The sequence below is a fragment of the Yoonia sediminilitoris genome, assembly GCF_003058085.1.
In the GTDB taxonomy this organism is placed as follows: Bacteria; Pseudomonadota; Alphaproteobacteria; order Rhodobacterales; family Rhodobacteraceae; genus Yoonia; species Yoonia sediminilitoris.
Genome location: NZ_QBUD01000012.1, coordinates 1 through 12,959, shown reverse-complemented (window position 1 = coordinate 12,959; position 12,959 = coordinate 1). Strand labels below are relative to the sequence as shown.

The 12,959-nt window shown below is 57.4% G+C and carries 15 protein-coding genes and 1 tRNA gene; 9 read left to right on the top strand and 7 right to left on the bottom strand.

Going from position 1 to position 12,959, the window contains the following annotated elements:
• Positions 1-26: 26 nt before the first annotated feature.
• Together C8N45_RS17575 and C8N45_RS17570 are read right to left on the bottom strand one after the other, a co-directional pair.
• A complete protein-coding gene (locus tag C8N45_RS17575) occupies positions 27-947 on the bottom strand; it encodes an N-acetylmuramoyl-L-alanine amidase (RefSeq protein ID WP_108387574.1) in 921 nt (306 codons plus the stop codon).
• Positions 948-1,305: 358 nt separating this feature from the next.
• Positions 1,306-1,719 carry a DUF7282 domain-containing protein gene (locus C8N45_RS17570; RefSeq protein ID WP_108387573.1) on the bottom strand — a complete coding sequence of 138 codons (414 nt, stop codon included), beginning with the start codon at positions 1,717-1,719 and terminating at the stop codon, positions 1,306-1,308.
• Between the two features lie 204 nt (positions 1,720-1,923).
• On the opposite strand from C8N45_RS17570, the gene C8N45_RS17565 reads away from it, so the two are divergent.
• The gene (locus C8N45_RS17565) at positions 1,924-2,463 is read left to right on the top strand and encodes a sigma-70 family RNA polymerase sigma factor (protein ID WP_108387572.1); all 540 of its coding nucleotides are present in this window, start codon (positions 1,924-1,926) and stop codon (positions 2,461-2,463) included.
• Positions 2,460-3,158 (top strand): anti-sigma factor, encoded by a 699-nt coding sequence (locus C8N45_RS17560; protein ID WP_108387571.1) that lies wholly within the window; start codon positions 2,460-2,462, stop codon positions 3,156-3,158. Before C8N45_RS17565 ends, C8N45_RS17560 begins: the two co-directional genes overlap by 4 nt.
• Positions 3,159-3,170: 12 nt before the next feature.
• Here C8N45_RS17560 and C8N45_RS17555 read toward each other — a convergent pair whose 3' ends face one another.
• Together C8N45_RS17555 and C8N45_RS17550 are read right to left on the bottom strand one after the other, a co-directional pair.
• A complete protein-coding gene (locus C8N45_RS17555) occupies positions 3,171-3,662 on the bottom strand; it encodes a GNAT family N-acetyltransferase (RefSeq protein WP_108387570.1) in 492 nt (163 codons plus the stop codon).
• Entirely contained in the window at positions 3,659-4,249 is a 591-nt protein-coding gene (locus C8N45_RS17550; RefSeq protein WP_108387674.1) for an HD domain-containing protein, read from the bottom strand. Before C8N45_RS17550 ends, C8N45_RS17555 begins: the two co-directional genes overlap by 4 nt.
• A gap of 110 nt (positions 4,250-4,359) precedes the next feature.
• Here C8N45_RS17550 and ahcY point away from each other — a divergent pair, with 110 nt between their 5' ends.
• The 3 genes from ahcY (at position 4,360) to C8N45_RS17535 (ending at position 7,003) form a co-directional block, all read left to right on the top strand.
• Complete coding sequence (gene ahcY / locus C8N45_RS17545; RefSeq protein ID WP_108387569.1) at positions 4,360-5,748, top strand: adenosylhomocysteinase; 1,389 nt, start codon at positions 4,360-4,362, stop codon at positions 5,746-5,748.
• Between the two features lie 6 nt (positions 5,749-5,754).
• Positions 5,755-6,531: an extensin-like domain-containing protein gene (locus C8N45_RS17540; protein ID WP_108387568.1), complete on the top strand. Its 777-nt coding sequence runs from the start codon at positions 5,755-5,757 to the stop codon at positions 6,529-6,531.
• A gap of 130 nt (positions 6,532-6,661) precedes the next feature.
• Positions 6,662-7,003 carry a DUF2853 family protein gene (locus C8N45_RS17535; RefSeq protein WP_108387567.1) on the top strand — a complete coding sequence of 114 codons (342 nt, stop codon included), beginning with the start codon at positions 6,662-6,664 and terminating at the stop codon, positions 7,001-7,003.
• A 328-nt stretch (positions 7,004-7,331) separates the two neighbouring features.
• Here the strand turns inward: C8N45_RS17535 and C8N45_RS17530 are convergent, their stop codons facing one another.
• Genes C8N45_RS17530 through C8N45_RS17520 form a run of 3 tightly spaced genes read right to left on the bottom strand, consistent with a single transcriptional unit; the run spans position 7,332 to position 8,986 of the window.
• The gene (locus tag C8N45_RS17530) at positions 7,332-7,751 is read right to left on the bottom strand and encodes an EVE domain-containing protein (protein WP_108387566.1); all 420 of its coding nucleotides are present in this window, start codon (positions 7,749-7,751) and stop codon (positions 7,332-7,334) included.
• Positions 7,751-8,023 (bottom strand): YciI family protein, encoded by a 273-nt coding sequence (locus C8N45_RS17525; RefSeq protein ID WP_108387565.1) that lies wholly within the window; start codon positions 8,021-8,023, stop codon positions 7,751-7,753. Before C8N45_RS17525 ends, C8N45_RS17530 begins: the two co-directional genes overlap by 1 nt.
• Complete coding sequence (locus tag C8N45_RS17520) at positions 8,024-8,986, bottom strand: NAD(P)H-dependent glycerol-3-phosphate dehydrogenase (protein WP_108387564.1); 963 nt, start codon at positions 8,984-8,986, stop codon at positions 8,024-8,026.
• A 103-nt stretch (positions 8,987-9,089) separates the two neighbouring features.
• Here C8N45_RS17520 and C8N45_RS17515 point away from each other — a divergent pair, with 103 nt between their 5' ends.
• The 4 genes from C8N45_RS17515 (at position 9,090) to C8N45_RS17500 (ending at position 12,741) form a co-directional block, all read left to right on the top strand.
• Positions 9,090-9,824 (top strand): uroporphyrinogen-III synthase, encoded by a 735-nt coding sequence (locus tag C8N45_RS17515; protein ID WP_108387563.1) that lies wholly within the window; start codon positions 9,090-9,092, stop codon positions 9,822-9,824.
• A 154-nt stretch (positions 9,825-9,978) separates the two neighbouring features.
• The gene (locus tag C8N45_RS17510; RefSeq protein WP_245882726.1) at positions 9,979-11,166 is read left to right on the top strand and encodes a COG4223 family protein; all 1,188 of its coding nucleotides are present in this window, start codon (positions 9,979-9,981) and stop codon (positions 11,164-11,166) included.
• Positions 11,167-11,177: 11 nt separating this feature from the next.
• The gene (locus C8N45_RS17505) at positions 11,178-12,623 is read left to right on the top strand and encodes a heme biosynthesis protein HemY (RefSeq protein ID WP_108387562.1); all 1,446 of its coding nucleotides are present in this window, start codon (positions 11,178-11,180) and stop codon (positions 12,621-12,623) included.
• A gap of 42 nt (positions 12,624-12,665) precedes the next feature.
• Positions 12,666-12,741 (top strand) — tRNA-Thr (locus C8N45_RS17500).
• The last annotated feature ends 218 nt before the right edge of the window (positions 12,742-12,959 follow it).

Here is a 12,959-nt window from a genome sequence, read left to right as displayed (position 1 = left end):
CGGAACAGGATGAATGGGGCCTGACCTTAGAGCCGGTTAGCAAGTTGGTTAATTAGAGGCGTATTGGCAAACAGTCCGGCATAGACAAACCCAGCATGGGTGTTACCACCGTCAGTGTCCACTGACGCCCAACCGGTCAAGTAGCGCCGCTTCGGACGATCCACCGCAAGCGCGCTACTGTTCCTGTAGGTATAAGCAAACGCCCGTACAAACACGGTGTCGCCGTTGTGAAGCTGACCCAAAGAGGTGTGCCGGGAAGATGGTCCTCGACGTAGTTCCGCTATACCGTCTGGAGACTGGATTGTCGTCCTGAAGCCGAGCCCACCCTCAAGGTTGAACTGCTCACGGAAACGCTGCATCGGGAATAGCGGGCCGGTATCGGATTTTCCGGAGATGGAGATGTCGTCATGCCCGTAGATTTCCTCAATGGACGGATATTCCCGCGCCAAGGAATTGACGAGCCGCTCAGCGGCAGTGATTTGCGCGTCGGTATACCTGTGCCAGATTGGTTGCCATCCGGGATCATAGAGTGAAGGCGCGCGTTTCACTTCACTGGCTGGGTATTCGTCGTTGACAATGTTGCCGTGGGCATCCGTGTCATAAGCGAAGCCGTTGACCAGATGTCCAAAGTAGCCACGTGAAACAAAAGAGATTGCTATAGACTGGCGGTTTAAGCTCGAAGTGTTTTGAAGGCCACTTTGCGCTTTCCAGTGGCTGCGCCCTGCATGTGCGGCGTGGATATCAGGCTTTCGGGTTTGAACCACCGTACCGTCTCGATCTATGAGGAAAGTGTAACTAAGCCTGCGGCCATTCAGCGCGTTAATGGCATTCCTTAGCGTGTCGGTAACCGTATAGTGCATCGCAATGCCCTTTGGAACAAATTGGCTCCCGGAATGCACTAAGTTTTCTTCTGTAGCCTGGTCATATTTTCCATTTGCGAATGACATCGTGTACCCCCTTCATATGAAAATCAGTTCTCGAATGAGTCTTTCATATCATTTGGGGTGGCCCAGAAAAAGAATTCTGATCCGATCTGCGTGCAACTAAGGCAATCGGCCAGGATCAGGACCAAAGGCCGGATTGACCGCTACTTGAACCGCAGCCCACTGTCGTGCAGCACACTTGGCGTTTTGCGGGCACTTATTTTCGCGACTATCCCTTTGACACCGGCCTTCGTCGCGGTCGCGTGCGTTGCCTGAAACAACCTGCCTGACCCATTGGGCTGGCGGGCTGATTAGTCGGTTACAGACAACTCTTCTTTATTTCTACCCTGTCTCACTGCAAGACGGGGTAAACCCGGGGCTGTTATTGCGCCGTGATCGTCGCCATGACCAGTTGGCCATCAACAGAAATGGGGCCATCTTCGACCGCGCCAAGCGTGTATTCAAAACCGCCTGTCTTGGTTCCACCAACTTCTGCGTGGACCATCAGCATCAGCATATCGCCGGGCTGCACTTCCTCGGTCAGGAGAGCAGCCACATCGACGTTTTTGCCCATGCGCAACGGTGCATAACCCACGACGGGCCCCGGTTTCATCGTCGCATCGGTCCGGTGCACAACTATCCAGCCGTTTTCTGACGCAACGACCATCTCGGCACTGACGACACCGCTATCCACGGGCTGATCAGCAGCGGTCACCGAGGGTGCCGCCGCGTGTCCGGCGGCAAAGGCTGCGGATCCGGCCAGCGTGAGTGCAAGTGCAGAAAAAAACGTTTTCATAGAACTCTCCAGTTTTTCACACCGACGACCACCATGATCGCCGGATTGCAGAAGCTACGTGGCAGGGGCGAAAGAAGTTTCAGACGCTGCAAATTATTCTTGTCCGAACTGTTTCAGTTGCAAAGTATTTGCGAAGTTGTTCTTACTGACTGCGGAATACCCGGCCGAAAGTGCCGGTATCCAATCAAGGAAAGACATCACACGATGGAATTGTCGGAGATCGAAAAATTGATCGCGCAAATCTCATTGGGAGATCACGCGGCGTTTTCGCGTCTTTATGACAAAACATCGGGGAAACTTTTTGCGGTCTGCCTGCGTGTCCTTAAACAACGCGCGACCGCAGAGGACGCCATGCAGGAAGCATATGTGAAAATCTGGAAGCATGCCGGTCGCTATCAGGTGACAGGGCAATCGCCGATGACATGGCTCATTACCATTGCCCGAAATACGGCGATTGATCGTCTGCGCGCACAGAAATACTCAGATAATATTGATGACTACGGCAATCAATTGCAGGCCGCCGGACCGACACCGGAACAATCTGCGGTCGCGGCCTCAGAGGCCCAGCGCATTCTGATTTGCCTTGACGAGTTGGAAACAGATCGCCGAAGCGCGATCAAGGGTGCTTATCTTGATGGCGAAAGCTACAAGGATCTTGCGGCGCGGTTCGATGTTCCTCTGAATTCGATGCGCACATGGCTGCGGCGCGGATTGGCTGCATTGAGGGAGTGCATGTCCCGATGAGTGATGACACGATCCGCGACGATGACGATATGCTGGCCGCAGAATATGCCCTGCGGCTGCTGGAGGGTGTCGAACTACAAGAAGCGCAATCTCGTCTTGCCAACGATCCCGATTTTGCCCGTTCCGTGATGATGTGGGATGGCCGGCTGGCCGCGCTCACAGACGACATCGCGCCCGAACAGCCCAGCCCTCGGGCCAAGTCCGCATTGATGGCACGCCTGTTTCCTGAACCAGCGCGCGCGCCGTTCTGGCAAGGTGCGCGTATCTGGCAGATGCTAAGTGTCCTGAGTTTGTTGTTGCTTGCTGTGGTCGGTTTCATTGGCCTCAACGGTCCAAAAGAGGCGCGTGGCCCGCTTTACACAGCCGAAATTACCGCCCCGGAAGGCGATTTCCGCGTCGTGGCCGTCGTGGATAAGTCGACGAACGAGGTGATCTTGACCAAGACACGCGGTGCCGCATCTGCGGGCCGTATCCTTCAGGTCTGGGCACATGGTGAGGGTGCGCCTGCGATCTCGGTCGGCTTGTGGCCCGAGGGTGACAGCGTCCGCCTGTCCATGCCGCCGACAATCGCCGCTGTCGAAGGTATCCTGACATTGGGTGTCAGCGAAGAACCGGTCGGTGGCTCGCCGACAGGGTCCCCCTCTGGCCGGGTCTTTGGAACGGTCGATATTCCGGGCGTTTCGAGTACGCTATAGACCCATACAGGTTCAGACGTTCAACCGCTTTCGTACCCGGTCAACGCGCGTGCCATCCTGCAACGGCACGCCGATCAGCCGGTCATAGTCCTCAAACCCCACGCCGCTGTAGTAGCGCAAGCCGGGAGTGTTGTCGGCGCGGATTGTCGCGTCGATCACTTTGACCCCTGCTTTTTGGGCCGCTACCTTGGTGGCCGCAAACAGATGCTGTCCGGCCCCTTTGCCTGCGGCCTCAACCGCGACAAAGCTGGCGATGATGGCCCAGCCATCGGGGAAAGTATCGCTTGGGTCCGTGGGCCAGAACAAAGACTGGAAACCGATGACCTTGCCTGCATGCTCGGCCACCATGCAACTGACGCCTGCTGCCGGTGCGATATGTTTGGCCAACATCCCCGCCGCGTCATAAGGCGTTTGATAGGCGGTCGTCCCGCCTTGCGCGATGATTGGGTTGATCACATCGACCATGGCTTGCGCATCGGCGGCGGTTGCGGGGCGCACAATCATAGTGCTGCCATCAATTCGGCGTGGCGCGCGGTGAATTCGTCGCGCACCTGCATCGGGGGACGCAGGCGGATTGTCAGCTTCTTCGCCAATTCCGGGTCCTGCTTGCCAAAGAACTTATCCGCCTCGGCCACCGTAAAGCCCGCGATCTGCACCGCCTCCAGCCACGCAGACAGCTTGTCGGCGCGTTTGATCTGCTTTTTGACCGAAACAGGGATTTGCGCAGGCAGGCCAAAACGCAGATGGATCGCGGCCATGAGCCTGTCGTCCAGCGCGCCATAGTCAGGGCCAACGGCAGCTTTGACCGGGCTGATCATATCGCCGATCACATATTCAGGTGCGTCATGCAGCAGGGCCGCCAGCTGCCATTTCACCGGTGCAGACGGGTTTTGCTGCGTGAAAATCTCGGTCACCAGCAGCGAATGTTCTGCCACCGAATAGGCGAAATCGCCGCGCGTTTGCCCGTTCCACCGCGCGACGAACGCAAGACCGTGGGCGATGTCGGCAATCTCGATATCGACGGGGGTCGGGTCCAGCAGGTCAAGCCTGCGCCCCGATAACATCCGCTGCCAAGCGCGTGTCTGTTTCATTTTGCCCCACATTAATTTTATCTAGAGCATTCCAATTAATACGAGGCGTCGGATTGTGGCAAGCCAAGCGCAGTGTTATGGGCTCGCCAACGCATTCAGGAGAATCCACAATGTCAGAAGATTACATCGTCAAGGATATCAATCTGGCCGCATTTGGCCGCAAGGAACTGGACATCGCAGAAACCGAAATGCCCGGTCTGATGGCCCTGCGCGAAGAATATGGCGACAGCAAACCGTTGAAAGGCGCGCGCATTGTTGGTTCGCTTCATATGACAATCCAGACCGCTGTTCTGATCGAGACGCTGAATGAACTTGGCGCTGACGTACGCTGGGCGTCCTGCAACATCTTTTCCACCCAGGACCACGCAGCGGCTGCTATTGCAGCTGGCGGCACGCCTGTGTTTGCGATCAAGGGCCAGACGCTGGAAGAACATTGGGACTACCTCGACAAATCCTTCCAGTTTGCCGACGGCCCCAACATGATTTTGGACGATGGCGGCGATGCGACCCTTTACATCCTGCTGGGTGCCCGCGCCGAAGCCGGTGAAGATGTGATTGCCGTGCCCACGTCAGAGGAAGAAGAGGTCATCAAGGCGCAGATCAAGAAGCGCATGGCGCAAAGCCCCGGTTGGTTCACCAAAGTCCGCGACCAGATCAAGGGTGTGTCCGAAGAGACGACAACCGGTGTTCACCGCCTTTATGACCTGCACAAGAAAGGCCACCTGCCATTCCCTGCAATCAACGTGAACGACAGTGTGACCAAGTCGAAGTTCGACAATAAATACGGCTGCAAGGAATCGCTGGTTGACGGCATCCGCCGCGCCACTGACACGATGATGGCCGGCAAGGTTGCCGTTGTCTGTGGCTATGGCGACGTCGGCAAAGGCTCAGCCGCTTCACTGGCAGGCGCCGGTGCACGGGTAAAGGTCACCGAAGTTGACCCGATCTGCGCGCTACAGGCTGCCATGGACGGGTTCGAGGTTGTGGTGCTCGAAGACGTGCTGGACAGCGCTGATGTGTTCATCACAACCACCGGCAACAAGGACGTGATCCGGATCGAGCATATGCGCGAGATGAAGGACATGGCCATCGTTGGCAACATCGGCCACTTCGACAATGAAATTCAGGTCGCCGCCCTGAAAAACCACAAGTGGACCAACATCAAAGAACAGGTCGACATGATCGAAATGCCGTCGGGCAACCGGTTGATCCTGCTGTCCGAAGGGCGCTTGCTGAATCTCGGTAACGCCACTGGCCACCCGTCATTCGTGATGTCCGCATCCTTCACCAATCAGGTGCTGGCCCAAATGGAAATCTGGAACAAGGCCGAGGAATACGGCCCGGGCGTCTTTATCCTGCCCAAGCATCTGGACGAGAAAGTCGCCCGTCTGCACCTTGCGCGGATCGGTGTGAAGCTGACCCAACTCAAGAAAGAACAAGCCGATTATATCGGGGTCACTGTCGAAGGGCCCTTCAAGCCCGAGCATTACCGGTACTAAGCGACGATGCGGCATGCCAGACGCCAAGCGATGGCGCAGGAGGCCGCACAGAAAAAAAGCAAGAAAAACGGCCACCCCATTTTGCGTGGGCTGGCCGTTTTCGCTTTTTTGGGGCTGTTGGGCCTTGGCGGTTTCCACTTGGTGCATCATCCCGACACCCCCCTACCGCCGCAATGGAATCCAATCAAACCACTGGCAATCAGTGATCCCGTCACACTGCTGACCCAATGGAAGCTGGATCGCACGGCCAATGACGGCCCCGCGTGCCTTGCTGCGCTGGATGGGGTGGCGACGCTTGATAACCTGAACGATTTGGAAACCTCCGATCAATGCCATATCCGCGACAGGGTCGCACTGGCTGCAATTGGCGTCGCCGGGTTGGACAACATCGAAACCCGCTGCGCGATCGCCTTGCGGCTGGCAATGTGGGAACATCACAGCCTGCAGCCCGCCGCACGGGAATTTCTGGGCACCGAATTGACGGGGATCAACCATTTTGGCAGCTACAGTTGCCGGGCAATGCGCACGTTATCGGGCGCGTCATCACGGATGAGCACCCACGCAACGGCGGATGCCATCGACATTGCCGGGTTCCGCTTTGCTGATGGGCAGTCAATTCAACTGATCCGCGATTGGGGCGGTCAAGGCGGCAAAGCCGCCTTCTTGCGCGCCGCCCGCGATGGCGCATGCGACTGGTTCAAACTGACACTTTCACCGGACTACAATCAGCTGCACGCAGACCATTTCCATCTGCAATCAACGGGCTGGGGATCGTGCCGATAAGGCAAAAGACCGCTGGCCTGCCTATTTTCGCTTTACGAGTTGTTGACCGACCAACTATCGTTCACGCGATGCTGTGTAAAATCAGCTGCAAAAACAAAGCAAAAGTAAACACCGACCGGGGACATATCCAATGGGTAAAAGAGACGATTTGATCGCAAAGTATGCTGACGACCTAAAGAACAAATGTGGCATGGAACCTGACATGGACCTGCTGACAAAAGTGACAATTGGTTGCGGTCCAGCGATCTACAACGCGGATGCGTCAACTGTGGCCTCTAGCCAGCCCGCAGAACTTGAAACCGTCAAGAACAACTTTCTGATCAAGAAGTTGGCCCTCAAGGATAGCCCCGAACTGGACACAGCAATCGAATCTGCTCTGGAAACCTACGGCAAGTCAGAGCGCAACAAATATCGCGCGGTTGTTTACTATATGTTGACCAAGCATTTCAAAAAAGAGTCCATCTACGGCTAGCCCCTGTCGACTTGAAGCTATCGGTGACGCGGTCCTTTGTCCGTCTGCGTCGCCAACAGACGTCGAAATTTTGATTACAATTCTCGATGTAATATGTTTGCGCAACTCCCCATTCACCAGTTAAGCATGATCAGGACCAGTACGGTCCAGACCTGATATTTCTATAGCGTGTGGTGGACACAGGAGCACGCGGGGTGAAAGAGGGTTTGGACTATGGTTCAAACCCTCTTTTTGCAAAAAGTGTCATCACGGTACCAATGACGGCGCAGCCAGCTATCCCGTTTCGGCTTTGACCCGGGGCATAGGGCACGGCGTTTCCCGACATGCTTTAAGGTTTTGTGTCACCCATGGCACACACAATTTGCCATTCGGTTTCTGTCACTGGCTGCACCGACAGGCGCGAGTTCTTGACCAGTGCCATCTCTGCCAGTTCCGGGTTCGCTTTGATGTCTGCCATTGTCACGGGTTTGACAAAGGGCCGTACCGCACGGATGTCTACACAATCCCAGCGATCATCATCAGTTGTGCTGTCGGGGTGCGCTTCGGCGCAGACCTCGACGATGCCGACAATCTCAAGCCCGGTGCGTGAATGGTAAAAGAAGCCCAGATCGCCTTTTTTCATTGCGCGCATATTGTTGCGGGCCTGATAGTTGCGCACGCCGTCCCATTCTTCGCCTGCGTCCCCCTTGGCGACCTGATCATCCCAGCCCCAGACGTCAGGTTCGGATTTGAACAGCCAGAAAGCCATCAGTTGATGACCCGCTTCCACTGGTGGATCGTCACATCGGCAAAAAGGCCCGCCTTGGCATAGGGGTCGGCATCGGCCCAGTCCTGCGCGGCGGCAAGGTCGGGCAGGTCAAGCACCAGCATTGACCCACACATCTGCCCGTCTTCGTCAAGCATCGGCCCGCCAAAGGCGACGATACCTGTCTCGGCCACATAGGCCAGATGCGCCTCACGGTTGTCCAGCCGGGTCTGCAAGGCACCGGGTTTGTCTTTCGCCATCAATACAAACTGCATTTATTCTTCCTTGAGTGGGCGCGACAGCAACGCGTTCAACGCCGCCGCCACGTCTGTTTTTCCGTCGACAAGATCAGCAACGACTGTGCAGATCGGCAGGTCAATGTCCATATCGCGCGCCAATTTCCTGACGGCTTGCGCTGTGGCGGCCCCTTCGACCGTCGTCGCGCCATCAAACGACTGGCCGCGCCCCAAGGCAAGCCCATAGCGGTAATTGCGCGACTGGTCAGAGGTGCAGGTCAGGACCAGATCGCCAAACCCCGACAGACCCAGCAATGTTTCCGGCACGGCCCCCAGAGCCATGGCCAAACGCTGCATTTCGGGAAAGCCCCGCGTCATCAGGGCCGCCCGCGCGCTGTCGCCCAGCCCCGCCCCGATGGTGACGCCCGCAGCAATTGCCATCACATTCTTGAGCGCTCCGCCCAGTTCCGCGCCGACTGTATCGGTTGATCGATAAAGCCGCAAAGCAGAGGTCGACAACGCGACCTGAAGCATCTCGCCCATTGCATCATCGGCGCAGGCCAGCGTGAGGGCGGTGGGCAGGCCCCGCGAGATGTCTGCGGCAAAGCTGGGTCCGGTCAGCACAGCCGCCGTCGCGTCGGGGGCGAGTGCCGCGATGGTCGTCGCAGGACCAGTCATGCGCGTCAGATCAATGCCCTTGCAGCAGGCGACAAGGTGCTTGCCCGCAAGTTGGGCGATATGCCCTTGCAGGAATGCATGCAGGGTTTGGGCAGGGATGGCCAGCAGGATGATATCAGCAGCGAACAAGACGTCAGTGTCGGCGGTACAAACCATATTCTGCGGCAGCGTAACACCGGGCAGTTTGGGGTTGATCCGGTCATCGCGCATCACTTGCACAGACGCAGGGTTGCGCGCCCAAAGCGTGATGTCATTGCCATCCAGCGCCAGCGCCACGCCAAGCGCTGTTCCAAAGGCACCGCCGCCTGCGACTCCTATTTTCATCCTTCAGCGCCTTCCTGTTCGGGCATGAAATCAATGCCGTTCCGGTTGCCTGTTTCGTCGGCGCAGGTAACACTGTGGATCAATCCAGTTCAATGGCGCGGTTATGAAACCCATTCTCCTGATCACCCGACCTGAACCCCAAGCCATCCTGTTTTGCCAACAGGTCAATGCTGTATGGGACGGTGAAATCATCCTGTCCCCCCTCATCGGGATTACGCCAATTGACGCAGTTGTACCCAAAGTTGCCGGGTATATCTTTACTTCAACCAATGGCGTGGCCCAAGCAGGACGTCTTGGCCTTGATGTCGCGCGGCCCGCCTATTGTGTGGGGCAAAGCACCGCTGACGCAGCAAAGGAGGCAGGGTTTACGCCAAACGTCGGGCCCGGCACTGCCGCAGGGTTGATCGATACCATACTGCAAGTTACCGCCAAAGGGCCCCTGGCCCATATCAGAGGCGCTCACGCACGCGGTGACGTAGCCAAAACCCTTTCAGACAAAGGGATCGCCTGCACGGACGTTGTCGCCTATGACCAGAAGCCTTTGCCGCTGAACCAGCAGGCGCACAGGGCTTTATCTGGTACTCATCCAGTCGTTGTCACCCTGTTTTCGCCCCGAACCGCCGCCCTGTTTGCGAAAGAGGCACCGTTCACAGCACCAGTTCATCTGGTTGCCATCAGCCCCTCTGCGATGCCCAATCTGGCCTGCTTATCGCAACATGTTGCGGCCGCACCGTCTGGGCCCGCCATGCTGCGCGCAACCCTTAGTTGTCTGACCTCGATTTCCAATCAATCAGGCCAATGTACCGCAAACCTTGAGGGTCCGGCGCAAGCGGGCTAAGTTACGGTGATCACCTGCACATTTTGTGGGTGGGGGCGCTGAAAGGGTGAAAAACGTGGCAAAACAGCCAGCGAAAGGTCGAAAGACCCCGTCAAAACCAGTGAATAAGGCTACAAAAGCCTCTTCAGAAACCGAATCGGTCAAGACGCACTCTGTGGTCGATCCAATCCCACCCGAGGTTCATCACGTCCCTGAGGCAGCAAAAGGGGCCGCGGAAGCACCTGCGCAGCCCTCTGCCGCCAAGTCAGTGCCCGAAAAAGAGGCACAGGATACACCAAAATCAACAGCTTCGGCGAAACCTGCTCCCAAGCCGAAAGCGGCACCGGCAACTCCCGCACCTGCTCCGGCACCGGAACGCAAAGGTGGGTTCTTTCCACTCCTTCTGGGAGGCTTGGTCGCTGGCGGCATTGGGTATGCGGTGGCCACCTATGTGCCGATGCAACCTGACACGACGCTCGCTGACAGCATCGCCGAACAGGGCGCAAGCATCAGCGCGATCCGTGAGCAAATTGCCGAACTACCAACAGTCGATCTCTCAGAAGTCGAAGCCAAAATTGCATCGACGCAGGAAACACTGTCTGACAATTTGGCAAACATAAGGGACGAATTGGCAGACATAAGGGACGAACTTGACAGTGGCCTTGCCGCGCTTGATGCGCGCATCGCAGAGCTGGAAACCCTGCCCGCGGGCGAGGGCTCGGTTGCAGACCGCGCCGCCGCGGCTTTTGAAGCAGAGCTGGAAAACCTGCGCGCAGAAATGGAAGAGCTGACTGGCGCAGCCCAAACGCAGCTGGATGCGGCACGACAGGAAGCCGCGTCAATCGAAGAGAACGCAGCCGCTGCAGCCCGCGCAGCTGCCGGGCGTGCCGCGCTCGCACGGGTGCGGCTGGCGTTGGACAATGGTGAACCGCTCGGGGCCGCCCTGAACGATCTGGAAGCCGCCATTGGCGAAACGGCACCTGACGCGCTCTTGGCAGCCCAAGACGGGGTGCCAACACTTGTATCCCTGCAAGATGGGTTTGACGACGTCGCCAATGAAGCGCTTGCCGCGGCCCGCTCGGCAAATGTTGCGGGTGAAGAAACATCCGGCTTGGGTGCGTTCTTGCGCAACCAGCTTGATGTACGCTCGACCACGCCGCAAGAAGGGTCCAGCGTTGACGCAATTTTGTCGCGCGCAGAAGCGTCCGTGAAAGCCGGGCGTCTGGCAGATGCACTGGCTGAAATCTCTGCACTCCCCGAAGATGCGCGCGCCGCAATGACAGACTGGCTTGACCGCGCTGAAACGCGGGCAGCGGCAGTTGCTGCGGTAGATGTTCTCATTTCCTCACTTAACGATAGCTAAAGGCGTATCTCATGCTCTGGTCATTGACAAAAATTCTGGCTTTCGTTGCAGCAATCATCGCCCTGACCTACGGCGGTACGTGGCTGATGGAGGTGGAAGGCGGGGCGACAATCGCTGTTGCCGGAATATCCTTTACGCTTGAGCCGATCGAAATCGTGTTTGCATTTGTTGCGCTGGTCGTTGCCATTTGGCTTGGGCTCAAACTGCTGTCGCTGTTGGTCGCGACCTTCAAGTTCCTCAATGGCGATGAAACCGCGATTTCGCGCTATTTCGACCGGCACCGGGAACGCAAAGGGTACGAAGCCCTGTCCGAAGGCATGATGGCGCTCGCCTCCGGTGAAGGGCATCTGGCCATGACCAAGGCCGCACGGGCCGAAAAATATCTGGCCCAGCCGCAGTTAACCAACCTGCTGACGGCGCAGGCGGCTGAACTCACGGGTGACCGGCGCAAGGCCGAAGCCACCTACAAGCAGCTTCTGACCGATGAAAAGACCCGCTTTGTCGGGGTGCGCGGCATCATGAAGCAAAAACTGGCAGATGGTGAAACCGACGTGGCGCTGGTACTGGCCAAAAAGGCATTTGCGCTCAAGCCAAAACATTCGGAAACACAAGACGTGTTGCTGCAATTACAGGCCGAAAAGTCTGACTGGAAGGGGGCCCGCGAAACCCTTGGCGCCAAACTCAAGAGCGGCAGCCTGCCCCGCGATGTCTACAAACGGCGCGACGCAGTGCTGGCCTTGTCCGAAGCGCGCGAAATCACCAGCGACGACAGCTCGATCGAGGCCCGCGAAGCCGCCATTGAAGCAAACCGCCTGTCACCCGACCTGATCCCGGCAGCGGTCATGGCTGCGCGGGGCTATATCGCGCAGGGCAACGGGCGCTACGCGGCACGGGTCTTGACCAAAGCTTGGGGCGTGCAGCCGCATCCTGATCTGGCCGCAGCCTTTGCCGATATTGTCCCCGACGAAAGCCCGGAGGCCCGGATCAAGCGGTTCCTGACCCTGACCCGCACCAACCCAGACCATCCGGAAACCAAAATGCTTCTGGCCGAACTGAATATTTCGGCCGAGGATTTCCCGGCGGCCAAGCGCGCATTGGGCGATCTGGTGGAAAAAGAGCCAACAGCACGGCTGCTGACGCTGATGGCCGCGATTGAACGCGGTCAGGGAGCAGAGGATTCCGTGGTGCGCGGCTGGCTGACGCGCGCATTGACAGCGCCGCGCGGTCCGCAATGGATTTGCGAAAACTGCCAGCATATCCATGCGAACTGGGTCCCGACCTGCACCAACTGCAAGTCCTTCGACACGCTGTCATGGAAAACACCCCCCGCAACCGAAGTATCCATGCCCGCCGGAACTGAAATGCTGCCGTTGATTGTGGGTGAAAAGCCATCAGAGGACCTGCCGGCAACCACGGAACCGGTCGACGCCGAGATTGTTGAAGAGGCCACAAAATAGGCCTTTTCGCCACTCGTTTGCGGTGTTAACACACCGAAGGTTGCCGCTGTAGCTCAGCTGGTAGAGCACGTCATTCGTAATGATGGGGTCGTAGGTTCGAGTCCTATCAGCGGCACCATCAAATTCATATAATGTATTGATTTGTAACGATAAATCATAATAATGAGTTATCGTATCCCCCCAATTATCCCCTCTCTGTGCTCTGCCCATCGCAGTAAAACCACTGCCTGATGCAATCAAGTGTCCGTCGTCAGGGTTTTTGGGACCAAGAGCGTCCGAACCTAAGAGAGAGTTTGGCTCATCTGTTTGGTTTGATTATGCGGCGTGCTGGCGGTG

Coding starts and splice junctions, on each gene's coding strand:
- C8N45_RS17575 (WP_108387574.1), bottom strand. CDS start 947: ATGTCATTCGCAAATGGAAAATATGACCAGGCTACAGAAGAAAACTTA.
- C8N45_RS17570 (WP_108387573.1), bottom strand. CDS start 1,719: ATGAAAACGTTTTTTTCTGCACTTGCACTCACGCTGGCCGGATCCGCA.
- C8N45_RS17550 (WP_108387674.1), bottom strand. CDS start 4,249: ATGAAACAGACACGCGCTTGGCAGCGGATGTTATCGGGGCGCAGGCTT.
- C8N45_RS17520 (WP_108387564.1), bottom strand. CDS start 8,986: ATGAAAATAGGAGTCGCAGGCGGCGGTGCCTTTGGAACAGCGCTTGGC.
- C8N45_RS17565 (WP_108387572.1), top strand. CDS start 1,924: ATGGAATTGTCGGAGATCGAAAAATTGATCGCGCAAATCTCATTGGGA.
- C8N45_RS17560 (WP_108387571.1), top strand. CDS start 2,460: ATGAGTGATGACACGATCCGCGACGATGACGATATGCTGGCCGCAGAA.
- C8N45_RS17525 (WP_108387565.1), bottom strand. CDS start 8,023: ATGCAGTTTGTATTGATGGCGAAAGACAAACCCGGTGCCTTGCAGACC.
- C8N45_RS17555 (WP_108387570.1), bottom strand. CDS start 3,662: ATGATTGTGCGCCCCGCAACCGCCGCCGATGCGCAAGCCATGGTCGAT.
- C8N45_RS17540 (WP_108387568.1), top strand. CDS start 5,755: ATGCGGCATGCCAGACGCCAAGCGATGGCGCAGGAGGCCGCACAGAAA.
- C8N45_RS17530 (WP_108387566.1), bottom strand. CDS start 7,751: ATGGCTTTCTGGCTGTTCAAATCCGAACCTGACGTCTGGGGCTGGGAT.
- C8N45_RS17505 (WP_108387562.1), top strand. CDS start 11,178: ATGCTCTGGTCATTGACAAAAATTCTGGCTTTCGTTGCAGCAATCATC.
- ahcY (WP_108387569.1), top strand. CDS start 4,360: ATGTCAGAAGATTACATCGTCAAGGATATCAATCTGGCCGCATTTGGC.
- C8N45_RS17535 (WP_108387567.1), top strand. CDS start 6,662: ATGGGTAAAAGAGACGATTTGATCGCAAAGTATGCTGACGACCTAAAG.
- C8N45_RS17515 (WP_108387563.1), top strand. CDS start 9,090: ATGAAACCCATTCTCCTGATCACCCGACCTGAACCCCAAGCCATCCTG.